Below are 24,518 nucleotides of genomic sequence, written 5' to 3' on the forward strand. Positions count from 1 at the left end.
GGCGACCCAGAAGGGTCGCCTTTTCCTGGTGCCTGCCGCCGACTCAGTCGGGACGGAAAACCTTGGCGTCCCGCTGCGCCAACTCAAGCAGGGCATCGACGATCATGCGCACCTTGGGCTGGATATAGCGGGTCCGTGGCCAAATGACGTGAATCGGCATCTCAGCGCCTTCGTATTGCTGCAGAACAGGAATCAAGCGCCCCTGCTCAACCTGATCCTGGACAAGCCAGGTCGGCAGTTGTGCCAGCCCTCCCCCGGCAAGCGTCATCTCCAACAGCATCTCGCCATCGCCCATCTCGTGCTTCACGTACACTTCCTGTTCAACGGCATGGCCTTTTTCGTCCAGCAGCATCCAGGTTTTGCGCGTGCCGTTTCGCCAGCCAACGATGCAGTCATGCACCAGCAAGTCTTCGCGTGTCTGGGGTACGCCACGCCGCTTGAGGTAGTCCGGTGTCGCGCAGATCAGCAAGCTTTGGCTGCCGAGCTTTCTGGCGACGATTTCACCGTCATCCTTGAGGTTGCCGATCCTCACCACCAGATCGACGCCATCGTTGATGATGTCTACCAGGCGCTCACTGAAGCTCACCGAAAGGTCCAACCTCTGGTATCGAACCGACAGCTCGATCAGTGTGGGCAGAATGTGCCGACGGCCGAACGCCGCTGGGAGATCGACCCGAAGACGCCCGACTGGCTCCTGCTGCCCCGTGGTGAGGAAGCTTTCCGACTCTGCCAGTTCATCGATCGCTCGCAGGCAACTGGCCAGAAACGCTTCGCCCTCACTGGTAAGAATCAAACGCCGGGTTGTGCGATGAAGAAGCTTCACACCCAGGCGCGCCTCCAGGCGTGTCACGCTCTTTCCGACCGCCGAACTCGTTACGCCTAATTCAAGCGCAGCTGCGGTAAAACTAAGGGTATTGGCAGAGGTGACAAACTCTCTGATGCCGTCAAAGGTATTCACCGACATTATGGAATCTCAAGATCAAATTCTGGGTTTCATGAGGGGCAGCCTCACCCGCTGAGTTACCCTGCAGGCCGGCGTGGCTCAAGGTTCCAGGGCAGAAGCCAGGCAAGCGCTGCCCCGACCACCGCCAGCATCACGGCTGAAGCCCTGACGAGGCCTAGCAGGTCCACTGCCACGCCCATCGCAATGATGCCCAGAGCGCTTCCCAGGTAGCCCGCCAGGTAGAACAGCGACCCGAGCGCCGCGCGATGCGCACTCGGCGCGAGCGTTGTGAAAATCCCCATCGCCCCTACGAACGTAGCACCGTAGCCAACGCCCGCAAGCACCGTAAACACGACGAACACCAGCGGCTGATGCAGGTACAGCGCCGCCAGACACCCCAACCAGGCCATAAAGAGTAGCGCCCCCCCGTACCTCATCGCATGAGCGGCGTTCACGCGCCGGCAAACGAATTGCGTGAGGCCGGCGATCGCCTGGAATGCCGTGACCAGCAGGCCGGCCGAGGCGTGGCTACCTGACGAGGCGCTGCTCATGGTACTGAGCAGCATCGAAGGCCCCAGTGCCACGAAGACCGACCCCACCGTCCAGGCAACCACAAGAATGAACGAAATCCGGGTGAAGGCCGGCCAGTTACCCTGCATCTGCTGCCGCAGGGCCGTTCGCGGCGCTTCACTGCCAGCAGGCTTGGACAACGGCTGAGCGGCCGTGTCGTTCCACGCCAGGCGGCATAAGCCGATCGCCGTCACAATGGCCAAGCTTGCGTTAAGTATGAAGGGGCTAAGGGTTGGGTAGAACCCCAGGCCCAATGCCAGTGAACTCAGTACAGGGCCAAGCGCTGCACCACAGGTGAACGAAATGGTCGCCAGCACTGCGGCATGGCGCTTGCGGTCTTGTGCGTCGAACCCTACCAGGGCCGCATTTGCACTCCCAGTCAGCGCTCCAGTGCCGATACCCGCCAGAAAGCGCCCCATGAAAAGCCCCGTCAGCTCGGTTGAGACGGCAAATACCAAGGACCCCGCTGCGACGACGAACAAAGCAGGCACGAGCACCAGGCGCCGGTCAGCCAAACGGTCTGACAGCGTGCCTAAAAGGCCCAGCGCCAGCAGTACGCCGATTGCATAGACAGCGAAGAGCATGGTCAACGTGGTCGAGGAGAAACCCAGGTTGTCCTGATACAGCGCATAAAGCGGAGACGGGGCCGTGCTTCCAACGAGGGCGCTGAGTATGGCCATGGACACAAGCCACCGTGCCTTGACCAATGAGTGATGCGCAGGCAAGCGTACAACCCGTTTTCAAGTGGAGGAGCACCCACTATACCGATACTTAGCCTGCTAAGCATCGCTTCGAAGGTTAATTTTTCGCCTGGCGCACGTTACCGCTTCCACGCCCTGGCCGCTATTGATTCCCGGGAAAAAGAAGGCGCCGCGCGGGCGCCTTGAAATACGCCTACCAAAGGAAATCGGCGTAATTACTGCTGCGCGACGTCTGGACCAGTCGGAGGCGCGGACCAGCCGCCCCCAAGCGCTTTGTAAAGCTGCACTTCGGACGTGAGCTGGGCGAGGCGGTCGACCAACAATTGCTGTCGCGCAGTCAACCATTGACGTTGGGCATCGAGCAGGGCCAGGTAACTGTCGACACCTTCGTCATAGCGCCGCTGAGCCATCTGGTGGTATTGCTCGGTGGTTCGTACCAGGTCACGCTGGCTTTCCAGTTGTTCATCCCAGGTGCCCAGCGCCGCCAAGCCATCGGCCACCTCGCGAAACGCGGTCTGGATGACGGATTCGTAGTGGGCGACCTCGATCGCTTTCTGGATCTTCGCGTAGTCCAGGCTCGCCCGCAGACGTCCACCATTGAAGATGGGCAGGTGGATTTGCGGAACGAAAGCCCAAGTCTCTGAACCTGCGTCAAACAGGCCGCTCAATCGACTGCTGGCTGTCCCCGCCCCTGCGGTCAGCGTAATGCTCGGGAAGAAAGCAGCCCGGGCGGCGCCGATATTGGCGTTGGCGGCAATCAGTTGATGCTCGGCAGCCCGGATGTCCGGACGCTGCTGCAACAGCGCTGCTGGCAGGCCAGCAGGGATTTCAGACAGCATGGCATCGTCCAGGTCCGCGGCCTTCAGGTTTGCAGGAATGTCGGTTCCGAGCAAAAGCCTGAGCGCATTCGCATCCTGTGCAACCTGCCGAGTGAAGGCGTGCACCTGCCCACGGGCGCTGTCGACCAACGTTCTTGCCTGGTGCACGTCGAGCTCTGAAGCAGTACCTGCCTCGCTGCTTGCTTGCACCAGCGCCAGATTGTGCCTGAAGTTCTGCAGGGTCGATTGCGTAACGCTCAGAAGTTGCTGATCGGTACGCCATGTGAAATAGGCGACTGCAACGTTGGCGACCAACCCGAGCTGCACGCTACGCTGCGTGTCTTCGCTGGCCAGGTACGTCTGAAGTGCACTCTGATCCAGGCTGCGCACTCGGCCCCAGACATCCAGTTCGTAGCTCGTCAGCCCCACCTGGAGGCTGTTGTCTCCCGTAGTGGTCGGGCGCCCACTGGCGGAAAGATCGCCGGGCGTCCGAGAGCGCCCAGCATTCGCGCCAATGCCGATGTCTGGTAGCAGCGCTGCACCCTGAATACGGTACTGAGCACGGTAGGCAGCCACATTCAACGCGGCTTTTCGCAGATCACGGTTGTTGATCAGCGCCAGATCCACCAGCGTATGCACTGCAGGGTCTTTGAAGAAATATTGCCAGTCGATCTGCGCAGCATTCCCCGAAGGCTGAGCCGCATAGGCGGCCCACTCCGGAAAGTTGCTGGGCACAGGTGCTTCAGGCCGCGTGTAGTCCGGTATCAGGCTGCACCCACCCAGTACCATCGCCAGCACCAGCAGGAGTGGCTTATGCTTCATGACGATCCCCCTCGTGGGTGGCGACACGCACAGCCCCGCGTCGTCCGGATTTGAACAGTTTCGTGACCGCCACGTAGAACAGCGGCACGAAGAAAATGGCCAAGAAGGTTGCTGCGAGCGTACCGCCGACCACGGCCGTGCCGATCGAGTGCTGACTTCCGCTGCCGGGCCCGAAAGCGCGGGCAAGAGGCAACGTGCCCATCACGAATGCGATGGAGGTCATGACGATCGGACGCAGACGCATGCGTGCTGCCTCCGTTGCAGCTTCCACCAACGTCCGGTCTTGGTTCTCGTACAGGTCTTTGGCGAATTCGACGATCAGAATCGCGTTCTTTGCCGCAAGCCCCATCGTGGTCAACATCCCCACCTGAAAGAAAACATCGTTGGAAAGCCCGCGCCCAAGCGTTGCAGCCACTGCGCCCAGGATACCCAGCGGCACGACGAGCATGATCGACACCGGTACCGACCAGCTTTCATACAGTGCTGCGAGACACAAGAAGACCATCAGCAACGAAAGCACATAGAGCATGGTCGCTTGGGAACCTGCCGCGCGCTCTTCATAAGAGAGCCCAGTCCAGGCCACCCCGAAGCCATTGGGTAGCTTTGCTGAAATACGCTCGATTGCAGCCATGGCATCGCCAGTGCTGTAGCCTGGAGCGGGTTGCCCCAATAGCTCTACAGAGGGAATACCGCCGTAGCGCTCAAGCTTCGGAGAGCCGTATGTCCACTGTCCGGTGGCAAACGCAGAGAATGGCACCATCTGCCCGGCAGCATTGCGCACATACCACTTGTCGAAGTCTTCCGGGGAGATGCGCGCATCCATTTCGCCTTGGACGTAAACCTTTTTCACTCGCCCTTTGTCAATGAAGTCGTTGACGTAGCTCGAGCCCCAGGCGACCGACATAGTGTCGTCGATCGATTGGATCGAAACCTGTAGCGCGCGTGCTTTTTCGTCATCGATCGTGACTTGGTACTGGGCTTCGTCATCCAGGCCGTTAGGCCGCACGATGGCCAGTGCAGGCTCCTGTTCCACCCATTTCAGCAGTTGGTTGCGAGCCTCCATCAGCGCGGCATGGCCGTGGGCGCCGTTATCCTGAAGGAACAGGTCGAACCCTGTTGCGTTGCCCATTTCCATGATCGCTGGTGGCACGATCGACACCACATTGGCATCGCGCACGGTGCTGGCGAATCGGGTGATACGCTGAGCAATGGCAAATGCCGACTGCTGACTGCTTTTGCGCTCTTCAAACGGCTTGAGCCGTACCCAGATGACCGCTGAGTTCTGCCCCCGACCAGCGAAGTTGTAGCCACTGATATTGAACGCCGAGGTCACGCCCTCCTTCTCATCCTCCAGCAGGTACCGGCGAACCTCATCAAGGACCGCTTCGGTCCGTTCGGCGCTGCTGTTCGGGGGCGTCTGGATCTGCACGACCAGCAAGCCCTGGTCTTCATCTGGCAGGAAAGCAGATGGAAGATGACGGAACATCAAAGCGACACCCACCAGCAACAGTGCATAGATCGCAAAGGTTCGCTTGGGATTGCGCAGAATGGTAGAGACCGACGATGCGTACCGAGCGGTATTTCGCTCGAACATGCGGTTGAACCAGGCAAAGAAACCTTTCTGCTTTTTGCCCCCACCGGCATGGGCCTTGAGCAGGGTTGCACAAAGCGCCGGGGTGAAGACCAGTGCCACCAGGACAGAGAGCCCCATCGCCGTGATGATCGTGATGGAAAACTGGCGGTAAATGATCCCTGCTGATCCGCCGAAGAAGGCCATGGGCATGAATACCGCACTGATCACCAGGCCGATACCCACCAATGCACCGGAAATCTGCTGCATGGACTTGTAGGTGGCCTCGCGCGGCGAGAGGTGCTCCTCTTCCATCAAGCGCTCGACGTTTTCCACGACCACGATCGCGTCATCTACTAGGAGGCCGATCGCCAAAACCATGGCGAACATCGTCATCACGTTGATGGTGAAGCCGCAGGCGTACAGCACACCGAAGGTACCCAACAATACAACTGGTACAGCGAGCGTAGGAATCAAGGTTGCCCGTATGTTCTGCAGGAACAGGAGCATCACCAGAAACACCAGGACAATGGCTTCGAACAGTGTATGCACCACCGAGTCGATCGAGGCCTTCACCGACGGGCTGGTGTCATAAGGGTAAACCACCTCTACATTCGGCGGGAGATAAGCCTTGAGCTGGTCGACCGTGTGTTTGACCCGCTCCACGGTTTCCAGCATGTTCGCGCCGGTTGCCAGGCGCAACGCGATACCGGCTGCCGGTTTGCCGTTGTAGTTGACGTCGTAGGAGTAGGTCTCGTTGCCGAGCACCACTTCGCCCAGGTCCTTCAGGCGAATCTGAGCGCCATCGGGCTGCACCTTGACCAGGATCTCTTTGAATTCATCGGCCGTCTTCAGCCGCGTCTTGCCGATTACAGTCGCGCTGAGCTCCACGCCCTTGCGCGTAGGCAGCCCCCCGATGGAGCCCGAAGACACCTGCACATTCTGCGCCGAGATGGCTGCAGTGACGTCACTGGGCATTAGCTGATAGCTGTTGAGTTTTGCGGGATCCAGCCAGATACGCATCGCGTTCTGGAAGCCGAACACGAAAAAGTCACCTACGCCCTGGGTGCGCGACAGCGGGTCCTGGAAGCTCGACACAATGATGTTTCCGAGGTCGCCGTAGCTGAGCTTGCCATCTTTGGAGTAAATGCTGACCAGCAACATGAAGTTGGCCTGGTACTTCACCACTCGGATGCCTTGGCGCTGTACCTCCGCCGGCAGGTTGGGCGTTGCAAGCTGCAGCTTGTTCTGCACCTGGACCTGGGCGATGTCAGGGTTTACGCCTTGGTCGAACGTCACTGTGATTTCGACACTGCCATCGCTGTTCGCAGCGGAGCTGATGTAACGAAGCCCATCCAGGCCGTTAAGCTGCTGCTCGATGACCTGCACCACGGTGTCTTGTACCGTCTGGGCAGACGCGCCGGGGTAGGTGACGGTGATCTGAACGGCTGGTGCCGCGATATTGGGGTATTGGTTGACCGGAAGGCTGTGAATGGCCAAAGCCCCACCCAGCATGATCGCGAGGGCGATCACCCAGGCGAAAATCGGGCGGTCAATGAAAAAGCGGGACATCATCAACCTCTCAATTTGCGGTCAAAGCCGTGTTCAGGTGCACGTTCGAAGCAGGCTCTGCCTCAACCACCGAATCCGGCTGGACGAACTGAAGCCCCTCGGTAATCACTCGCTCACCCGGTTGCACGCCACTGTCGACCAACCACGCGTTGCCAACCGTGCGAACGGTTTCCAGGTCTCGCTGTTCGACGTGATTATCCGCAGTGATCACCCAGGCGGTTGCCACGCCTCTGCTGTCTCGTATGACAGCTTGCTGTGGCACCAGCATGGCCTTTTCGCGTACGCCCTCCTTCACCTGGGCATGGACAAACATGCCAGGCAGCAACGCGCGGTCGGGGTTGGGGAAGACTGCGCGCAAGGTCACAGAGCCTGTCCCTTGATCGACACTGACCTCAGAAAACTTCAAACTACCGGTCAATGGATAGGCGCTGCCATCATCCAGCGTGAGGCTCACCTCAGCCTGGTCTGTGCCGGCGTTCTTCAGGTCGCCCGCTTTGATTGCCCGCTTCAGCGCAAGAATACGGGTGATGGGTTGAGTGACATCGACATAGATGGGGTCAAGCTGGTTCACTGTGGCCAGCGCACTGGTTTGGCCCTGGGTGACAAGCGCACCTTCCGTTACCGCAGAGCGGCCAATTCGGCCGGTGACGGGAGACAGCACTTTTGTGTACTGCACGTTGATATCCGCTACCCGTTTATCCGCTTCCGCCTGGCGCCAGGCTGTCACGGCGTCGTCGTACTGCTGCTGGCTGACCGCCTTGGCTTTGAGTAGTCGCTCGTAACGATTCGCGAGGTTGCGCGCACTGTGCAGGTTGGCCTCGGCCCGCGCTTGTTGGGCCAGGTAAGTCCGCGGGTCGATTTGATAAAGCGGCTGGCCCTGTTTGACTTCGGAGCCTTCAACGAAAAGGCGTTGCTGAAGAATACCGTCGACCTGCGGGCGTACCTCTGCAACCCGGTAAGCGGACGTTCTGCCAGGCAGGTCGGTGCTGAGCGTCAGCGGTGCCGCATTGATCTGGTAATAGCCCACCTTGAGGGCTGCAGGCCGGGCGCTTTGGTCCTGTGCCGGGCTACAGGCTGCCAGTAATGAAACCGACAGTGGCAGTAGCGCTAACGTGGCCCGTGAAAACGATCTGTTCATAAACTCTCCGCTACCTGCATGCGGACACGCACGCGCTCGCTCAAGCCCGGATTCGCAAGGCTCGCACGGGTAGGTATGTGAAATGGGAATGAAGGGTGACGCTTGAAGCCCAAGGGCTCATCGCCGTTGGTGGGCATTCTACGGCTCATCCCCAAGGTGATTAATTGGATTAAATTCCATTCATTTAATCCTCACATTCCGCAATTAAACGTTGCCGGGTTGACACGTTGCCGGCCTATCCAGGCGAGCATTGAAAAGGGCGGGGGAATCAAGGGCACCCGGAAAGCGGCGTGGCACTAAAGAGAGGGGGCGCTACGCAGCGTCGACCGCGTCGAGGGTTGGCAGTGGCTGGGCGACATTGTCGGAAAAGTGCAGCCGTGCATTGCGGAGCAGACCATCCACTCCAATGACACTCACGACAGCGTCGTAAGCCGGGCTACCCTCGGGGGCCGCAGCAACGGCACTGATGAGCTGAACTTCGTGCCCCAGGGCCACGAACAGTGCGTCATCTTCGTCGGTGATCCCACCCAGCGCGGCATGCAGGCGAGCCAATACACGATTGACTGCCCAAGAGGTTTCGTAGCGCTCTTTTGTGTTGGGGAGAATCGGCGTCTTGTCGAGCGCAATGAACCGCGGCGACGGCGAGGCGAAATCTATACGGGTTTCGTAGCTGATGATGGCCCCCTGCATTCGAGCCTCGCCCGGGGCTTGGTAAGCAACGATCATGTCCAGCAGACCATCGCCATTACCGGCAATCGAAAAGCTGGAGTGTATGATGTGATGCGAGCTGACCTCATCAGGCACCGCAGCGAACCAGGCCTGCAAGGATTCATGCTCGTTGGCAAACATATGGTTCAGGCGGTGGCCTGAAAGCTGAACATTTGGGTGAAACAGGGTGAGGTGCAGGCCCATGCCTCCACCGGGCGCCTCAAAGAAAGCAAACCAGCGATGGGCCATGGACAGCGCGATGTGATGTGCTCTGGAAATGGGCACGCTGGCCCCCGGCAACTTGTGCTCACCCATGGCCCCCCTCCTTCAGGCCTTCTCCGGCCAAGGGGCTGCCACACTCTGACCTGCGCGTGAGCATCGAGCGGGCAAGGCTGGTGACAGCGTTTAGCCGTGCGCCCTCACCCGGCATCATCAGGTTGATCATGACTTCGTCTGTCTGGTAGGCCGCCGCGAGTTCACTCAGTTGCGCTGCCACCTCATCTGCAGTGCCGTAGATCAACCGACCTTCATTTCGCCTGCGAGTCGCCAACTCTCCAGCCGACCAATGATGCGCTCGGGTGGTGTCGAGCGATGGCACTCGATCCAAAGGGTTGGCACTTTCCGCGTACGCCAACCAGAGGTGGAACGCCGACGCATATTCCTCAGCTTGCTCGGCTGTTTCGCCTACAGCGACAAAGACGGCAACCACCACAGAGGGCTCGCTGCCAAAGTCGGAGGGGACGAAGGCATCGCGATACGCTGCTGCTGCCCGAGGACCGTCGCCCCTCGGGTTGATGAAATGCGCGAATGTAAAGCCTAGCCCAGCACTGGCGGCTACTTCAGCGGTTGCCCCCGATGCCCCCAAGACAAAGGGATGGGGCGCCTCGCGAGTCACAGGCTGCGCGCGCATACCCGCATAACGCGAGTTGGCTTTGTGGTTGCCCGTCACAAAGCCCAGCAGGTCAGCGACTTTCTGCCCGTAGGGAATCGAGCCGCTTTTTTCATCATTGAGCGCCATGCTGGTTCGGCGATCAGCACCTGGTGCACGCCCGAAGCCCAGGTCGATTCGGCCGGGGAAGAGTGCTTCGAGCAACTGGTAGTTTTCAGCAATCTTCAGGCTGCTGTAGTTGGGCAACAGCACGCCCCCCGAACCTACCCGAATACGCGTGGTGGCTGATGCTATACGCGACATGAGGATTTCAGGCGAATTGCTCGCCGTCGCGGCTGCACCATGGTGCTCCGAGACCCAGAAACGCTGAAAGCCGCTCTGCTCCGCGAGTTGAGCCAAACGAACGCTTGCAGCAAGTGCATCCGTTGATTGAAGGTGCTCATCGACCGGAGAATAGTCAAGAATGCTCAGTTTTAAATGCGGGGACATTGTTCACGCTCCCGCCACCGAGGCTACAGGTGGCTGTTCGCTGCGCTCTGGCCAGACGACCTCCAGGCGGGTGCGGGTGATTCGCCACTCACCGTCGATACGCGCGTATTCGTCAGCATAGAGCCCCAGCAACAGCAGTGGGTTTGGGTCAGGCTTCGAGGCGGTTTCAAAGTCGATCAAATAGCAGCGACCTTCAGCGGTATCGGGCCCGGTCAGTTTGATCCAGTGATTCGCGATTGCATGCATGAAGGGGTAGCTCCCCTGCTTGTCACGGTCGAACAGTGTGAAGGCATCCTTCAAGCCCGAACGAATCGCCTCGATCCCCTCCATCTTGCCGACAGTCACCTCTACTACCGCATCAGCAGCAAATACGTTGTCAAGGGCGTCAATGTTGTTGCTGTCGAGCAGGTGGGCGTAGCGGGTTCTGAGGTCGCGAATTTCTTCTCGATCAAGCAGGCCTTTGATAACGCTGTCCATGGGCTGTTCCTCTGTAATCAGTACGCGATGAAGGTAAGCAACGAGCGCAGGTTCGTTGCCGCATTCTCAGAATGCCTACTGTAATTACGAAGTCGCCAAAGATAATCGACTTTTGATTCCAAACATTTTGGAATCATAGGAAGAAATAGAGAAAGCGCACCCACGTGGCGCCGTGTTCGGTTGGCGTCAGGGGGTGGAAAGATCGTTGCACCAGGTGCCTGCCCCGCGGCCGGGGCAGGCACTGGGACTACTACTGTTTCTTCGGCAGTGCGTATGCGATCAGCAAATCGCTGCGGTCCATGGAGCTGCGAGCCCCACCGGCACTGACCACGACGAACTGGCGAGCGCTCGACGGCGACACAAAGGTCATCGGGGTCGCCTGAGACCCTACAGGCATGCGAGCCTTCCAGAGCTCTTGGCCAGTGGATTGATCGTAAGCCCGCAGGAAATAGTCCTGGGTGCCGGCAAAAAAGACCAGGCCAGACCGCGTCGACACCGTGCCGCCGATAGTCGGCATACCAATAGGGAACGGCGCCCGTACTTTCACGCCAGCAATGGCGGTGTCCTGCACGGTACCTGCGGGCCGCTGCCAGATGACCTGACGTGTCTTCAGATCAATGCCTGTCACGGTACCGTAGGGAGGGGCCTGGCACGGCACATCTATCGGGGAAACGAACGAGGAATTGTTCACCACGAACGGCGTACCGCGCATGGGTGCAAACTCGGAGTGCGGCTTGCCGTTGCCATGGGTTTCGTGATGGTCGCTTGGGATCAACTGCACGCGCAGGGGAATGCGGATGTCGTTGACGACCATCACACCCGTATCTTCGTTGATCGAGACACTGCCCCAGTTCATACCGCCAAAATTACCAGGGTGCTGAAGGCTGGCAGTGGTGCCCGGCGGTGTGAAAGCGCCATCGTATCGCAACGACTTGAACTGGATGCGGCAAAGCAACTGATCGTAGAGGGTCGCGCCCCACATGTCTTGCTCAGTCAGTTCTGCCTGGCCGATGTAAGGCATACCGACCGAGAACGGCTGGGTCGGCGCGGTTTTGTCGCCCGACAGCTCTTGTTGCGGTACCTCACGCTCGACCACTTCGGTGATGGGTTCACCGGTCTCCCGATTGAGCATGAAGATGTTGCCGCTCTTGGTCGTCTGGATCAATGCCGGTTGAGTACCGCCTTGACCATCCGGTACGTCATACAGGGCAGGTTGTGACGGGATGTCATAGTCCCAGATATCGTGATGGACCGTCTGATAAGCCCAACGCTCTCGCCCGGTCTTGTAATCCAGCGCAACGACAGAGGAGGCATAGCGGTTGGCAGCCTCAGAGCGATGCCCACCCCAGAAATCCGGGGTAGAGTTACCCAGCGGAATATAGACAAGCCCCAGCGTGGAGTCGTAGGCAGCGGTCGACCACATGTTCGGCGTACCGCGGGTGTACGTCTGACCCGGTGGCGGGTACTTGGTGATCGAGGGGTTGCCCAGATCCCAAGCCCACTCCAACTCACCGGTGGCAGCGTTGAACGCACGGATGACCCCCGAAGGTTCGTTGGTTTCCAGGTTGTCGTAGACCCACCCCCCGACAATCAAGAGGTTACCCGCTACGGTAACGGGAGAGGTGCCCATGTAGTAGGTGGGTTTGATCTCGCCCATGCCCTGCTTGAGGCTGACTTGACCATCGGTACCGAAGCTTTGGCACGCTTGCCCTGTCTTGGCATCCAGTGCGATCAGGCGCGAGTCCAACGTCGAGAGAATGACCCGCTGCGGGCAATCCTGAACGGCGCTCGAGGCGCTGCGCACGGCATCCGAGACCTCAGTGGCGTCGTAATAGCTGACACCACGGCAACGGTTCCAGACCTTGAGGTTTTCAACCTTGGCATCGTAGCGCCAGATTTCCTTGCCGGTGTTCGCATCGACCGCAAAGACCTTGTTCAAAGGCGTGCAGATGTAAAGCGTGTCACCCACCTGAACTGGCGTGTTCTGGTTTTCAGAACCAGTATCGGCGATCTCTCCGGTACGGAACGTCCACGCGACCTCAAGGTCGGCAACGTTTTCTGGCGTGATCTGCTCGAGCGGTGCGAACCGCGTTCCGGTCGGTGTACGCCCGTAATGTTGCCAGTTGCCGTTCACTGCTTTATCGGCAGCAACACTGGCGACCGCAGGGCGAGCCTCCCCCCGGATAACCCCATGAGGGAAGAACATCGCAATGAAGCCGGCGACCAGCAACACAGCGGTGACCCCCGCGCCTCCCAGCCACACCTTCTGGCGCGGCGCGAAGCCCACCTTCGAGGCCAGCAGCAGAACCGGAATCAACAGGACCAGGAAACCCGCGAGGCGTGGCACCATTGGCCAGAACTGCAGCCCGACTTCGAAAAGCGACCAGACGATGGTGGCTGCAGTGAGGCCTAGGTAGACCCAGACACCCAGCTTCCTCCGCTGGAAGAAACCGTAGGCCGAGACAACCAGCGAAACGCCGATAATGAGGTAGTAAAGGGATCCACCCAACCAGGCCAGGTATATCCCACCCACGAGCAATGGCGCGGCAAGCAACAAAAGCAAACCGCCGAACCAGAGGGGTAGTTTAGACAGGACATGTGTATTCACTTGATCAGTGACGTCTTTTTCAAATTGCATGTGCGCACCTATTGTTTTTTTTCGCGCTTTGGGCTCGTACACAGAGCAGAACCCAGGCCACCCAAACTCGGGTAGCCTGAGAACCTATTGCGACGCAGTCTTGGTGAGGTTCATGTCACTCACCAGGCGGGTAAATGCTCAGCTCTTGAGCAGCACAGCGACCGATTTGGTCTCGGTGTAATGCTCCAGCCCACTGAGGCCCATTTCCCGGCCGATGCCAGACTCCTTGAACCCACCAAAGGGCAGCGATGGGTCTATCTGGTTATGGCTGTTGACCCAGATGATCCCTGCCCGGATGCGCGCAGCAAGTGCATGGGCCTGGGTCACGTTCTGCGTCCAGATACTGGCTGCAAGCCCGTATTCGGTGTTATTGGCTTCGCGAGCCAGGTCATCCAGGCTCTGATTGGAGATTTTCATCGCGCTGATCACCGGGCCAAAGATTTCTTCCCGGTAAACCGTCATGCGAGGGTCAACGTTGGCGAGCAGCGTGGGCTTGTAGAAGAACCCATCCCCGCCCACCTCACTGGCACCGCAGATTACCTTCGCACCTTCACTGACACCGCTGCGCACGAGTTGACTGACGCGGCCAAGCTGCCGCTGAGAGATCAGGGGGCCAATCTGCGTGGCGCGATTCAGCCCGTGCCCCAGCTTCATCTCGGAAATGAATTCAGCGACGCCATTGATGACATCGTCGTATACATCTTCGTGGATATAAAGCCGGGAGCCTGCGGTGCAGGCCTGGCCACTGTTCAGCATCACGGCTTGAGCGACCCCAGGAATGGCCGTCGACAGATCGGCATCCGGGAACACGATGACAGGGCTCTTGCCGCCCAGTTCCAGGGTAACGCGCTTGAGCGTCTTAGCTGCCGCAGACGCGATTGCCTTGCCAGTTGCCGTGCTCCCCGTGAACGCGATCTTGTCCACCCAAGGGCTGTCGACCAGCGCAGCGCCGCAACGACCATCCCCCGTGACTACGTTCAACGTACCCGGCGGAAGCCCTGCTTCCTCGCAAATGGCCGCCAGACGCAACGCCGTGAGCGGGGTGTCTTCGGCCGGCTTGAGCACAATGGAGCAACCCGCCGCCAGCGCAGGTGCAAGCTTCCACGCGGCCATCAGCAGAGGAACGTTCCAAGGGATGATCTGCCCGACCACACCGACGGGCTCGTGGGTCGTGTACGCATGCCATTCGCCGGCCAGGCCTACCGGTACGGACAGCCCGTTGAGCTTGGTGCACCAGCCCGCGTAGTAGCGGAAATGCTCGGCTGAGTTGCGGACGTAGGCGTCTTTCACGATGCCGTAGGGCGAGCCCTCATCGAGCACTTCAAGCTCTGCCAGCGTCTGTGAGTATTTGTCGATCAGCTCGCCAATGCGCCACAACACCTTGCTTTTTTCAGACCCCGAAAGGTTGCGCCAAGCACCAGAGTCGAATGACTTTCGGGCAGCGCTGACGGCTTTGTCGACGTCGGCTTGATCACCGTCGGCAACCTCAGCGATGACTTTTCCCGTCGCCGGGTCGAATACTTTTCTTCTCTCGCCGCTCTGGGCGTCTTGCCACTGACCGTCGATGAACAGCTTGTGGGATTTACTCAGGAAGCTGGTAGCTTCGCTCGAGATGGCAGGGTAAGAGAGATCGATCACATCGTGCGCAGGCATAGCATCTTGCTCCGGCTCTAGAGGGTTCGAAGAAACCTCATGTTGTAATTGGGTTGCCGCTACCGAACCTAACCAATTCTGCGATGCATGGCCAATGGAAAATGTGTGGATTTAGATGCAAAAAACGTATCGCGGGAGACGCCAGGCCCCTCCTGCGACCGAACCCAATCCAGAACGTAAAAAAGCAGTGGACACGAATGCCCACTGCCCCTTCGCCAGGCCCATGCTAAAGCCCGCGCGCGCCCCTCAGGAGTGGCCGCCGTAGGGCGGATAGTCAATGTACCCTTCGTCCCCGCCGCCGTAGAAAGTCGCACGGTTGAACGGGCTCAGCGGCAGACCGCGCCTGAACCGCTCCACCAGGTCGGGGTTGGAGATGTAGGGGCGACCGAAAGCAGCGAGGTCCACGAGCCCGTCGTCCATCATGGCCTGCGCAGTTTCTTGTGTAAGCGAACCTGCGAACATCAAGGTGCCCCGGTAAGCGTCGCGGAATTCGCGCACAAATTCACGATTCATGAAGTTTGCGCACAGCGAATCCTGGTCACTCAAATGCACATAGGCGAGGTCGCGCGAACTCAATGCTGCCGCCGCCGCCAGCCACGTTTCACGTTCATCCGCAAATGCCGGCATGCCTGACAGGCGCCCGAAAGGTGCTACTCGCAGGCCCACGCGGTGGCTGCCGATCGCCGCGCAAACCAAATCTACCGTCTCCAACAAGAAGCGCAGCCTGTTCTCGATGCTCCCACCGTACTGGTCAGTGCGCGTATTCAACCCACCATTGATGAACTGCTCGAAGATATAGCCGTTGGCGCCGTGAATCTCGACACCATCAAACCCTGCAAGGATGGCATTTTCAGCGGCCTTGACGAAGTCCTGCGACACCCGAGCGACCTCAGCGGCAGGCAATGCACGCGGGCGCGTCACCTGCACCTGACCTGGCTCGCCATCGGCGTCATAGCCATAGCAGGTGGTGTTTTCGGCCACGGTATCGACCGAAGAAACGGGCGAGCCGCCGTTGGGCTGCAAAGAGGTATGAGAGATACGACCAACGTGCCAGAGCTGAATGAAAATCTTGCCCCCCGCGTCGTGAACCTGGTCGGTGACACGCTTCCAGCCAGCGATCTGTTCGGCTGAAAAAATGCCAGGAGTGAACAGGTAGCCTTGGCCCTCCTGAGTGATCTGAGCCCCTTCCGTGATCAGCAGACCTGCACCGGCGCGCTGGCGATAGTACTCAGCGGTGCTTGCATTGGGCACGGTGTCCTTGGCTCTTGACCGGGTCATGGGTGCCATGACGACACGGGAGGTCAGTGGAGTGCCCGATAGATTGTAGGGAGTCAACAATGTCATCTTTTACCTCTGCGAATTCATGCCACGGTACGTCGGGCTTACCAGGACTCTTTTTTGAAAGGCGCCTCAACCCAACCTTTTGTCCACGGCGAGGACTGTTCGATCGTTCCGGTCATGGATTGGAACCGCCACTCACCCTGTACTTTCACCACGTGATCGGTGTAATGACCCGCGAGCAGAAAGGCTTCGTCTTTACCGCCGGCAACCTCGCTGCGCATCGTCAGCAAGCAGACCAGATTGAAATGGGCAACGGCACGATTACCCCGATCATTGAATTCAATGCGCGGCGCAAATATGTCGTGCTGGCTCCAGACGATGCCATTACTCAGGTTTTTACAATGCGCCCGGATGGCAGCTTGACCACGCACTTCACCGCCAACGCCTTTGATGATCCATTCCCCTGTTTCACAGAATAAGCCGGCAATACCATCTGGGTCGTACCCATTATCGAGATGAAAGGCATATTGGTATTTCAGCGTTTTGATTTTCTCCCGGTCTTCCAGTCGTTCTAGACGCTGTTCGAGCGTGAGAGGTTGTGCCGACATAGGTGGTTGCTCCTTGTTGTTATTGGTTATCCAACCCTGTGCACGGGAGAGGAATACCGCCGACCGATGATGAGACCGAAAGTGCCGTACACACCTTGCAACCGTAGCCACCGACGCAATGTTTGACTAATAGAGTTTTATGCTTTATTGATGCAAAAACCGAATCACAACAATAAAATAGCCAAATGCCATGAATCTTTCCCTTGCCAGCCCCGGTGCAAAAACCTATAGCCTTTTCAAGCGGTTGAAGTACCGTCATTTGTTCATGTTGACGACCTTGGGTAACTGCCAGAATCTGCATCGGGCTGCCGAGACGCTTAACATGTCTCAGCCCACCCTTACCCGCATGCTGCAGGAAGTGGAGGATGCGTTTGGCTGCGCACTTTTCGAACGCCAACCTCGAGGCGTCGTGCCTACCCCCGTGGGTGAAGCACTGTTGAAGTTCGCCCATTCAGCGCTCAACAGCCTGGATCGGTGCGTGGAAGACCTGACGGCCAGGGCGGAAGGCGGCTACGGCCATCTAGCCGTAGGCGTTGTCATGGGCAGCGCACTCGATCGAGTGGTATCGACTATCGCCACCCTGAAACGCGCCTCTCCTCAGTTGGGCATCAGGATGATGAGCGACACCAGCGACCTGCTGATAGAGATGCTGGAACAGGAGCGACTGGATGTGGCGATCGCACGCTTGGGGACCCCGAGCGATCGCTCCCGATTCGACTTCGAGCCCCTCGGTAACGATCGTCTGGTCATGGCTGTACGAAGTGGGCACCCGCTGGCAACGCATGCCCCTGCAAAGATGGAGGACATCCTTCAGAAGTGGACGTGGCTTCTTCAGCCCGCGGCGAGCCCTGGGCGAAAAGCTGTGGAGCGCTGGTGGGCGGACAGGGATCTGCTACCCCCTTCTAAAACGATCGAGTGCTCCTCTATCTGGGCGATGCTGCAACTGGTGCAATTGACAGATGCGGTCATGGTGTTAAGCGAAGCAGTGATCAGCGATCACGCCCGCACAGGGCTGATCACGGTCCTCAAAGGGTACGTAATCGAGGGCTTGCCACCGTATGGAATCATCTTGCGCAAGGGCATGGGAAGAAGCCGAGAACTTCAGAGCTTCTTGAGCCACCTGCAACAGGCTGCGCCTTTCGAAGGCTGACGGGCGTGCGCGCATCAAGGGCCCTGCGCGAACAGCACTTGGCCCCTGTGCACCCCAGCCAGAACCCTCAGACTAGAAGCTTGCTCTTACCATCAAACCCAGTAAGAATGCGTTATCGACCTCGTTGACTGCGCCAGGATGAACGATGTACTGCACGTTGGGGCGCACCGTCAGCCAGTCGGTAATCTTCACACCGTAATAGATCTCGCTACTGTATTCATCGGTCTGGATGGGTGTAAAACGCGGGTCGTCGTAATCGGTGACGTTATTGTAACGGTTGACATCATGCTGGTGCGCCGTGACATTTGAGGCAACGCTCAAGCCACCTACCGCAACGCCAATTGCGTCGTTGGGGCGTGAGGCGAACGGGCCATTGATGACAAGGCCGACATTGTAGTGCCTTGCGACGAAACCGGTATCCCGATCATTCCAGAATCCTTCTGAAAAGACCTCGATCTTGCGCTGCCGGTCTCCACCCACATACCCCACCGTCTGACGTGCGACATACCACCAGCCTTTACGACCACGGTGCGACTGGTAGCGAGTATCGGGCGCGAACGCATGCTCACCACCATCGTCGTTGTAGCGTAGGTCATCGGCATCAGTGGTGTTATAGAAGGCGCCTAACCTGAACTCCGCGGGCAGGCCAAGTAATGCGCGTTTGGGTGTCCAGATAACCTCCAGCGGAATGAGGGCGCCCTCCGCGCCACTGGTACTCACTTTGAAGGCATTGTCATTCTCTAAAAGGGTTGGATTCTGCTCGAAGACCCCGGCCTGGACAGCGACATCATCGAAGAATTGATACCGCGCTGCGGCCGCCCACTGACCGATCGGAAAGTTGTACCAGTCATCCCCGTGCCAGTTGCCGCCGGAATTCCCGCAAAATATCAGGTTTTGAAAATCGCAATCAAATTGACCAAATGCCTCAGGCCCGAATCGCCCAACTCTGAAATACGCGTCGGGTGCGCCCAGGCGGGTTTCCAAGTAAAGCTGGGATAACCGGGTAACACTGCCGCGCCCATACACATTCTGCGTCTGGGTCAATGAGCCTGAGCGCGGGTCAGTCAACCGCTCCTTGGCCAACTCTTCGCCATTACGATTAACGAAGGTCAATACAAATGCTGAAGAAGAGACGCCCAGCAGTTTGTCCAGATCGGCACTGACCGAGAATATATACTGATCCGCGTAGGCCAGTTTCTTGTCCTTGTCATAGCCCCCTTTCGCATTGTAGGCACTGTCACTTCTGTAATTGATGTCGACGTCGAAACCTTTCTGATGCAGTTCGTTTCTCAGCCCACCCCAATCCCCGAACATCCAGGGTGTTGAAGCGGCAACCGACGCTGCAGGCACACTAAAAAACAAGGCAACCGCCGCGCTCGCGCAGGTCACCTGAGGCGCAGAATTTTTCATTGTTGTTATGTCCCTTCTTAATAGCACCCAGGAGGCGCCGTTATTATTGTTGAGTCAGAAGAGTTTTATGGGGACGCAAAAAAAAACAGCGCCCCCTCCCCACAGGAGGCCGCCATCATGAAACATCAGAGCTTCCTGATCAGTCCTTCTTGTGCAACGGAAGCAACAAGCCGCCCTTGCTGATCAAAAATCGAGCCGCGCGACAGCCCTCGGCCCGCCCCACTCCAGGGGCTGTCATTGACATACAGGAGCCACTCGTCCACGCAGCAATCACTGTGGAACCAAATGGAATGGTCCAGGCTGGCAACTCGCATGTCTCGCTGCATGTCGGAAACGCCATGCGGCAACAAAGACGTAATCAGCAGGGCCGTATCACTGGCATACCCCAGCAAGCTTCGGTGCACGTCTGGATCGCGAGTCGAGAGTGGCGCGAACCTGAACCAAAAACGCTTGTGCGGCGCGCGCGGCTTGGGAGCGCTAGGGTCAATGGCCTCTACCGGTCGGATCTCCAGAGCGTTGGCGGCTTCGTAGCGGCTTTTGATCTCTGCAATCAACTCCGGGTCCCCGGCCAGCAAGTCCAGTTCAGTCGGCAAGGTCGATGCAACGGCGACCTCGGGGGCGCAACGCTGGTGGTGAAATCCCTCTTCGACAATATGAAATGAACCATCCCCAACGAAAATCACTTTCGAGTCTTGCCAGGCGGTGAGCCGCCTGCGGCTGAAGCTTCGACCATCCTGAACGGTCTCGACCTCATACATCACCGGCGCATCCGCACGCCCAGGGCGTACGAAATAGCCGTGCAAGGAATGCAGTTTCTTATCTGCCAACACCGTACGCGTCATCGCCATCGCGGCCTGGCCCAACACCTGCCCACCAAAGAGCTGAGGTAATCTCAGGTCTTGGCTCTCACCTTTGAATACATTGGCCTCCACCTCCTCCAACGCGAAAATGGCGGCTAACCTCTCTGCCGGCGTACTCATCTGGACTTGCCCCTGTGACGGGCGCCTGTACAGGCAAAGGGTGCAAGGCAACTTGCCCCCTAACGCCCATGCAACGCCCGTTATGTGCCGTACCTCAATGGCCGTTGTAGTTGGGCTCGCGTTTTTCGGTGAACGCCGCGATCCCTTCCTTGAAGTCTTCACTCAGAAGAATTCGACGGAAAGCCGTGCGCTCCAACTCCAGCGCAGCATCGAGGCCGCAGTCGGCGCCGCGTCGTATCACTTGCAGCGAAGCGCGAACAGCCAGCGGGCCATTTCTGGTGATGCCGTGGGCAATTTCCAACACGCGCGGCAGAAGATTTTCCGAAGTGGTGAGCTCACTCACCAACCCTTCGGCGAGCGCACGCTCGGCGGTAATAGGCTCGCCGGTCAGCACCATTTGAGTCGCCAGGGCACTGGGGACCACCCGCGACAGCCGAGTAACACCGCCGGCACCAGCGATGACACCCCATCGCGGCTCCGGCAGGGCGAACTTGGCATAATCCACGGCGATGCGCAGGTCGCAGGCCAGAGCGATTTCAAGCCCCCCCGCATAGGCAAGGCCGTTGATGGCGGCAATGATCGGCTTGGTCGTTGGCGAACCACGATTGATACCGCAAAAGTCCCCATCGTCCAGCTCCTTCACCGCCCGCTCGCGCAGGTAAGGCAGGAAGGTACCGATGTCAGCGCCTGAACAGAAAGCCTTGGTCCCGGCACCGGTCAACACCACAACCTGGATCTGGTCATCAGCATTGATCCGAGACCAGATCTCCTGAAAGGCCAGATGCGTGTTCAGGTCAATAGCGTTCATGGCCTGGGGACGACTGATCGTCACCAGGGCGACACGACCTTGTTTTTCGAAGTCGATAGCCATGTTAATCCTTATTGGCCCTGTGGCTCGAAACGTTGACGGAGCTCGCGCTTGAGAATCTTGCCGTTATGGTTGAATGGCATGTCTGCATAGGCGATGAACTCGACACGCTTGGGCAACTGGTAGCTCGCCAAGTGCTCACGGGCATGCGCGACGAGCAGTTCGGCATCACTGACAACCCCATCGTGCAGCACGATGATTGCGGTAACCTCCTCACCCCAGCGCTCGTTGTTCAAGCCGATCACTGCCACTTCGCGAACGTGGTCGTGCTTGGCCAGCACCGCCTCGACTTCCTGCGAATAGACGTTGAGCCCGCCGGTTTTGATCATGTCCTTCAGGCGATCGTAGAAATACACGAAGCCGTTGGCATCCATGTGCGCCAGGTCGCCCGTGTGCAGCCAACCGTCCTGGTCGATCGCATCAGCCGTCGCATCAGGGCGGTTGTGGTAACCCAGCATGATGGTAGGGCCCCGCAGCACGATTTCTCCGATCTCGCCTGCAGGGGCAATGTTGCCCTTGTCGTCGACGATGGCCACCTCCACGTTCTGGAAAGCCCGGCCAATCGAGCCGCGGGCGCGTTCGTAATCCTCTTCCTTGAGCACCGTCGCAATAGGGCCCGCTTCAGTGAGGCCGTACTGGTAGTAAATTTTCACGCCAGGAATACAGGCTTTCATGGCACTGCGGTCGTTTGCGGTAAGAATGCCGCTGCCTACGTACCACCGGGTCATGGAGCTGACATCGAGCGCCTTGGCCAGCGGGTGCAAGACGAACTCTCGGGCCAGCGAGGGCGGCATGAAGGTATTAGTGACGCGCTCTTTGCTGATGACGCGCAACACGTCTTCAGTGGCATATTTTTCAAGCAGCGTGGCAGTAGCCCCCAGGTACAGGTGCGGAAGCAACCAGCAATTGAGCGCCGCAGAGTGGTGCAACGGCGTAGCGATCAGGGTGTTGTCGCCCTCCTCCATGTCAGTATCGATGATTTCATTCAGCGAGTTCCAGAACAGGTTGGCATGGCTCAGCAGCACGCCCTTGGATCGCCCGGTCGTGCCACCGGTGTACAGAATCACCGCAGGGTCATGCTCGCTCAGGGAGCCTGCAGGGTGGGGTTCGTCAGCATGATCGGCCTTGAAGGCCTCCAGCGACTCCAGCCGCACGACTGGCAGTTGCAGCCGCTCCAGCAACCCAGCAAAGGCTTCAGCGTGCGGCTCGGAGATGAACAGTACTTTTGAACCGCTGTCCTCGAGCATCATGGAAATCTGCTCAGGCGTTTCCCGGTAATTCAGTGGTACAGCCACCGCACCGATCTTGACAGTACCGTAGAACGCCTCGACCCACTGGCGACTGGAGCTGGCCAGGAAGGCGACCTTGTCGCCATGCGAAACGCCATGCGCGCACAGCGCGTGGCCTACCCGGTTGGCACCGGACTCAAACGCCGAGTAGGTCGTGCGCCCCGCCTTGTCGATCAGGGCCACCTTGTCGGGGAAACGCTTGGCATTATGGGTGATATGCCCACCCAGCAGCATACGGCTAGACATAATTAATCCTCTTGTAATTGTTCTGAAGCTTCACAAACGCGCGAAGCGCCGCGCAGCCTGTGAGCTGTATGGACGCTCAGAATAACTAACCTTCGTTAGTTTGCAAGGGGGTAAGACCACTGTTTTTAGAACAAAAACACCTACAAAACAGCCAAATAGAGGGCGAAAATTAAGACAAAATACGGCAAAAGTCCTTGTAATTCGGGGCGTACAGGCTAAAAATAACGATCGTTAGTTTCTAATCCAAAAAATACAGGATCGACCATGACCAACCTGTCCCTACGCCTTGACGATGCCATCGTTCTCATCACCGGAGGCGGCCGAGGCAACGGAGCGACGCTCGCTCACGGCTTTTCGGCTGCCGGCGCGACGGTGATCGTCGCAGACATCGATTTGAACACTGCAACAGCTACCGCTAAAACCCTATCCGACAATGGTGGCAATGCTCACGCGTATGCACTGGATGTGTGCGATGAGCACGAGTGCCGCGCACTCGCAGAACGCGTACAGCGGGAGGTTGGCAACATCACTGCCTTGGTGAACAACGCCGGATTGCTGTTTCGTACCCCGTTCGCCAGCGATCAAAGCCCAGAACAATGGAAGCGAACGCTGGCCGTGAACGTAACCGGCATGTTCAACACTACCCATGCCTTCCTGCCACAGTTGAAGGCCACCAAAGGCTCCATACTCAACATTGGCTCCATCCACAGCTTCACCGCCGGCCTGTCATCGCTATCGAGCTATATCACGTCCAAGGGCGCGGTACTCCAGTTCACCAAGGCGTTGGCTTCGGAACTTGCAGCAGACGGCATCCGCGTAAACGGGTTAGCCCCCGGATCCTTTCCAACCGCGATGTCGCAAGACACCCGCCAGGATGCCGCCAAGCTCCAGACATTCCTCAGCCATGTCCCGATGGGGCGCACCGGTGAGCCACACGAACTGGTCGGCCCGGCGGTATTCTTGACCTCGCACCTGGCAAGCTATATTACTGGTGCGATGCTACCTGTGGATGGCGGCTACCTGACACGTTGAGCCGCCCTCCCACCCTTGAAGAGACAGTGACCTAATGCGACCCGTAGGCGCGAAACGAGAAATCACCGAGCTGGCCATTCATACTGCCGGCGTGGATTTGATAGCCACTTATGGCTATGAGGCCATGACCCTGAGGGCACTTGCAGAGAAGGTCGGCATCAAAGCCGCTTCGCTCTACAATTACTTCAGCAACAAGCAAGAGTTCCTGGCAACCGTTCTCAAGGCGGTGATGCGTGACCTGCTGATGGAGTTCACCGACAAGGTGGACCTTCAGCCAACGACGTATCAGCGCTTTGAGGCCATGGTCGGTGTGCACCTGCATTTCCATACAGAGCGCCGCAAGGAGGTCTTCATCGGCAACATGGAGCTTCGAAGCCTCGATGAAGACAACTACCGCATGGTGACCCGGCTACGCTCGGAATATGAACGCCGGGTGCGCCAGATCATTGAAGATGGCGTGAAGGAAGGCATCTTCAATGTCTCTGATTGCAACCTCACGACAAAAGCCCTGATCTCCATGCTCACCGGTATCTGCACCTGGTACCAGCCCGGCGGCAAGCTTGAGCTTGAAGAGCTTGCACGCCAGCACATAGAGCTTGCGCTTCGAATGGTTGGCTTCGAACGGGCCTGAAAAAACCCACCTGCGAAGGTGGGTTTTTCATACCT

At 58.5% G+C, this 24,518-nt stretch carries 19 protein-coding genes; 3 read left to right on the forward strand and 16 right to left on the reverse strand.

What is annotated here, in order from left to right; translation table 11 throughout:
• Positions 1 to 43 precede the first annotated feature (43 nt).
• The 12 genes from ACIPZC_RS05805 to ACIPZC_RS05860 all read right to left on the reverse strand — a co-directional run bounded on the left by ACIPZC_RS05805 (position 44) and on the right by ACIPZC_RS05860 (position 16,877).
• The gene (locus tag ACIPZC_RS05805; protein ID WP_400625507.1) at positions 44 to 964 is read right to left on the reverse strand and encodes a LysR family transcriptional regulator; all 921 of its coding nucleotides are present in this window, start codon (positions 962 to 964) and stop codon (positions 44 to 46) included.
• Positions 965 to 1,020: 56 nt separating this feature from the next.
• Positions 1,021 to 2,193, reverse strand: coding sequence for an MFS transporter (locus ACIPZC_RS05810; RefSeq protein WP_400625509.1), 1,173 nt, complete (start codon positions 2,191 to 2,193; stop codon positions 1,021 to 1,023).
• Between the two features lie 236 nt (positions 2,194 to 2,429).
• Complete coding sequence (locus tag ACIPZC_RS05815) at positions 2,430 to 3,854, reverse strand: efflux transporter outer membrane subunit (protein WP_400625511.1); 1,425 nt, start codon at positions 3,852 to 3,854, stop codon at positions 2,430 to 2,432.
• A complete protein-coding gene (locus ACIPZC_RS05820; RefSeq protein WP_400625513.1) occupies positions 3,844 to 6,996 on the reverse strand; it encodes an efflux RND transporter permease subunit in 3,153 nt (1,050 codons plus the stop codon). The genes ACIPZC_RS05815 and ACIPZC_RS05820 overlap by 11 nt, the downstream gene beginning before the upstream one ends.
• Positions 6,997 to 7,006: 10 nt before the next feature.
• A complete protein-coding gene (locus tag ACIPZC_RS05825; protein WP_400625515.1) occupies positions 7,007 to 8,134 on the reverse strand; it encodes an efflux RND transporter periplasmic adaptor subunit in 1,128 nt (375 codons plus the stop codon).
• Positions 8,135 to 8,446: 312 nt separating this feature from the next.
• The gene (locus ACIPZC_RS05830) at positions 8,447 to 9,157 is read right to left on the reverse strand and encodes a hypothetical protein (RefSeq protein ID WP_400625517.1); all 711 of its coding nucleotides are present in this window, start codon (positions 9,155 to 9,157) and stop codon (positions 8,447 to 8,449) included.
• The gene (locus ACIPZC_RS05835; RefSeq protein WP_400625519.1) at positions 9,150 to 10,220 is read right to left on the reverse strand and encodes an MsnO8 family LLM class oxidoreductase; all 1,071 of its coding nucleotides are present in this window, start codon (positions 10,218 to 10,220) and stop codon (positions 9,150 to 9,152) included. Before ACIPZC_RS05835 ends, ACIPZC_RS05830 begins: the two co-directional genes overlap by 8 nt.
• A gap of 3 nt (positions 10,221 to 10,223) precedes the next feature.
• Complete coding sequence (locus tag ACIPZC_RS05840) at positions 10,224 to 10,697, reverse strand: nuclear transport factor 2 family protein (protein ID WP_400625521.1); 474 nt, start codon at positions 10,695 to 10,697, stop codon at positions 10,224 to 10,226.
• A gap of 250 nt (positions 10,698 to 10,947) precedes the next feature.
• Entirely contained in the window at positions 10,948 to 13,335 is a 2,388-nt protein-coding gene (locus ACIPZC_RS05845; protein ID WP_400625523.1) for a membrane-bound PQQ-dependent dehydrogenase, glucose/quinate/shikimate family, read from the reverse strand.
• 138 nt (positions 13,336 to 13,473) lie between these two features.
• On the reverse strand, positions 13,474 to 14,988 hold the full coding sequence (locus ACIPZC_RS05850) for an aldehyde dehydrogenase family protein (protein WP_400625525.1): 1,515 nt from the start codon (positions 14,986 to 14,988) through the stop codon (positions 13,474 to 13,476).
• Positions 14,989 to 15,234: 246 nt separating this feature from the next.
• Positions 15,235 to 16,332: an alkene reductase gene (locus ACIPZC_RS05855; RefSeq protein WP_400625527.1), complete on the reverse strand. Its 1,098-nt coding sequence runs from the start codon at positions 16,330 to 16,332 to the stop codon at positions 15,235 to 15,237.
• A 38-nt stretch (positions 16,333 to 16,370) separates the two neighbouring features.
• Positions 16,371 to 16,877: a nuclear transport factor 2 family protein gene (locus ACIPZC_RS05860; protein ID WP_400625528.1), complete on the reverse strand. Its 507-nt coding sequence runs from the start codon at positions 16,875 to 16,877 to the stop codon at positions 16,371 to 16,373.
• 190 nt (positions 16,878 to 17,067) lie between these two features.
• On the opposite strand from ACIPZC_RS05860, the gene ACIPZC_RS05865 reads away from it, so the two are divergent.
• Entirely contained in the window at positions 17,068 to 18,027 is a 960-nt protein-coding gene (locus tag ACIPZC_RS05865) for a LysR family transcriptional regulator (RefSeq protein WP_400625530.1), read from the forward strand.
• A gap of 72 nt (positions 18,028 to 18,099) precedes the next feature.
• Here the strand turns inward: ACIPZC_RS05865 and ACIPZC_RS05870 are convergent, their stop codons facing one another.
• The 4 genes from ACIPZC_RS05870 to ACIPZC_RS05885 all read right to left on the reverse strand — a co-directional run bounded on the left by ACIPZC_RS05870 (position 18,100) and on the right by ACIPZC_RS05885 (position 22,820).
• Positions 18,100 to 19,437, reverse strand: a complete 1,338-nt coding sequence (locus ACIPZC_RS05870) for a carbohydrate porin (protein WP_400625532.1) — start codon at positions 19,435 to 19,437, stop codon at positions 18,100 to 18,102.
• Between the two features lie 125 nt (positions 19,438 to 19,562).
• Positions 19,563 to 20,417 carry an acyl-CoA thioesterase gene (locus ACIPZC_RS05875; protein WP_400625533.1) on the reverse strand — a complete coding sequence of 285 codons (855 nt, stop codon included), beginning with the start codon at positions 20,415 to 20,417 and terminating at the stop codon, positions 19,563 to 19,565.
• A gap of 94 nt (positions 20,418 to 20,511) precedes the next feature.
• A complete protein-coding gene (locus ACIPZC_RS05880; protein WP_400625535.1) occupies positions 20,512 to 21,288 on the reverse strand; it encodes an enoyl-CoA hydratase/isomerase family protein in 777 nt (258 codons plus the stop codon).
• 8 nt (positions 21,289 to 21,296) lie between these two features.
• The gene (locus tag ACIPZC_RS05885; RefSeq protein ID WP_400625537.1) at positions 21,297 to 22,820 is read right to left on the reverse strand and encodes a class I adenylate-forming enzyme family protein; all 1,524 of its coding nucleotides are present in this window, start codon (positions 22,818 to 22,820) and stop codon (positions 21,297 to 21,299) included.
• Between the two features lie 264 nt (positions 22,821 to 23,084).
• Here ACIPZC_RS05885 and ACIPZC_RS05890 point away from each other — a divergent pair, with 264 nt between their 5' ends.
• On the forward strand, positions 23,085 to 23,852 hold the full coding sequence (locus ACIPZC_RS05890) for an SDR family NAD(P)-dependent oxidoreductase (protein WP_400625539.1): 768 nt from the start codon (positions 23,085 to 23,087) through the stop codon (positions 23,850 to 23,852).
• Positions 23,853 to 23,886: 34 nt separating this feature from the next.
• Complete coding sequence (locus tag ACIPZC_RS05895) at positions 23,887 to 24,483, forward strand: TetR/AcrR family transcriptional regulator (protein ID WP_400625541.1); 597 nt, start codon at positions 23,887 to 23,889, stop codon at positions 24,481 to 24,483.
• Positions 24,484 to 24,518: the final 35 nt, after the last annotated feature.

The organism is Pseudomonas sp. NPDC089743 (assembly GCF_044748785.1).
Classification (GTDB): domain Bacteria; phylum Pseudomonadota; class Gammaproteobacteria; order Pseudomonadales; family Pseudomonadaceae; genus Aquipseudomonas; species Aquipseudomonas putida_X.

Coding starts and splice junctions, on each gene's coding strand:
- ACIPZC_RS05850 (WP_400625525.1), bottom strand. CDS start 14,988: ATGCCTGCGCACGATGTGATCGATCTCTCTTACCCTGCCATCTCGAGC.
- ACIPZC_RS05870 (WP_400625532.1), bottom strand. CDS start 19,437: ATGAAAAATTCTGCGCCTCAGGTGACCTGCGCGAGCGCGGCGGTTGCC.
- ACIPZC_RS05895 (WP_400625541.1), top strand. CDS start 23,887: ATGCGACCCGTAGGCGCGAAACGAGAAATCACCGAGCTGGCCATTCAT.
- ACIPZC_RS05830 (WP_400625517.1), bottom strand. CDS start 9,157: ATGGGTGAGCACAAGTTGCCGGGGGCCAGCGTGCCCATTTCCAGAGCA.
- ACIPZC_RS05825 (WP_400625515.1), bottom strand. CDS start 8,134: ATGAACAGATCGTTTTCACGGGCCACGTTAGCGCTACTGCCACTGTCG.
- ACIPZC_RS05810 (WP_400625509.1), bottom strand. CDS start 2,193: ATGGCCATACTCAGCGCCCTCGTTGGAAGCACGGCCCCGTCTCCGCTT.
- ACIPZC_RS05875 (WP_400625533.1), bottom strand. CDS start 20,417: ATGAGTACGCCGGCAGAGAGGTTAGCCGCCATTTTCGCGTTGGAGGAG.
- ACIPZC_RS05840 (WP_400625521.1), bottom strand. CDS start 10,697: ATGGACAGCGTTATCAAAGGCCTGCTTGATCGAGAAGAAATTCGCGAC.
- ACIPZC_RS05890 (WP_400625539.1), top strand. CDS start 23,085: ATGACCAACCTGTCCCTACGCCTTGACGATGCCATCGTTCTCATCACC.
- ACIPZC_RS05865 (WP_400625530.1), top strand. CDS start 17,068: ATGAATCTTTCCCTTGCCAGCCCCGGTGCAAAAACCTATAGCCTTTTC.
- ACIPZC_RS05835 (WP_400625519.1), bottom strand. CDS start 10,220: ATGTCCCCGCATTTAAAACTGAGCATTCTTGACTATTCTCCGGTCGAT.
- ACIPZC_RS05885 (WP_400625537.1), bottom strand. CDS start 22,820: ATGTCTAGCCGTATGCTGCTGGGTGGGCATATCACCCATAATGCCAAG.
- ACIPZC_RS05880 (WP_400625535.1), bottom strand. CDS start 21,288: ATGGCTATCGACTTCGAAAAACAAGGTCGTGTCGCCCTGGTGACGATC.
- ACIPZC_RS05860 (WP_400625528.1), bottom strand. CDS start 16,877: ATGTCGGCACAACCTCTCACGCTCGAACAGCGTCTAGAACGACTGGAA.
- ACIPZC_RS05805 (WP_400625507.1), bottom strand. CDS start 964: ATGTCGGTGAATACCTTTGACGGCATCAGAGAGTTTGTCACCTCTGCC.
- ACIPZC_RS05845 (WP_400625523.1), bottom strand. CDS start 13,335: ATGCAATTTGAAAAAGACGTCACTGATCAAGTGAATACACATGTCCTG.
- ACIPZC_RS05820 (WP_400625513.1), bottom strand. CDS start 6,996: ATGTCCCGCTTTTTCATTGACCGCCCGATTTTCGCCTGGGTGATCGCC.
- ACIPZC_RS05855 (WP_400625527.1), bottom strand. CDS start 16,332: ATGACATTGTTGACTCCCTACAATCTATCGGGCACTCCACTGACCTCC.
- ACIPZC_RS05815 (WP_400625511.1), bottom strand. CDS start 3,854: ATGAAGCATAAGCCACTCCTGCTGGTGCTGGCGATGGTACTGGGTGGG.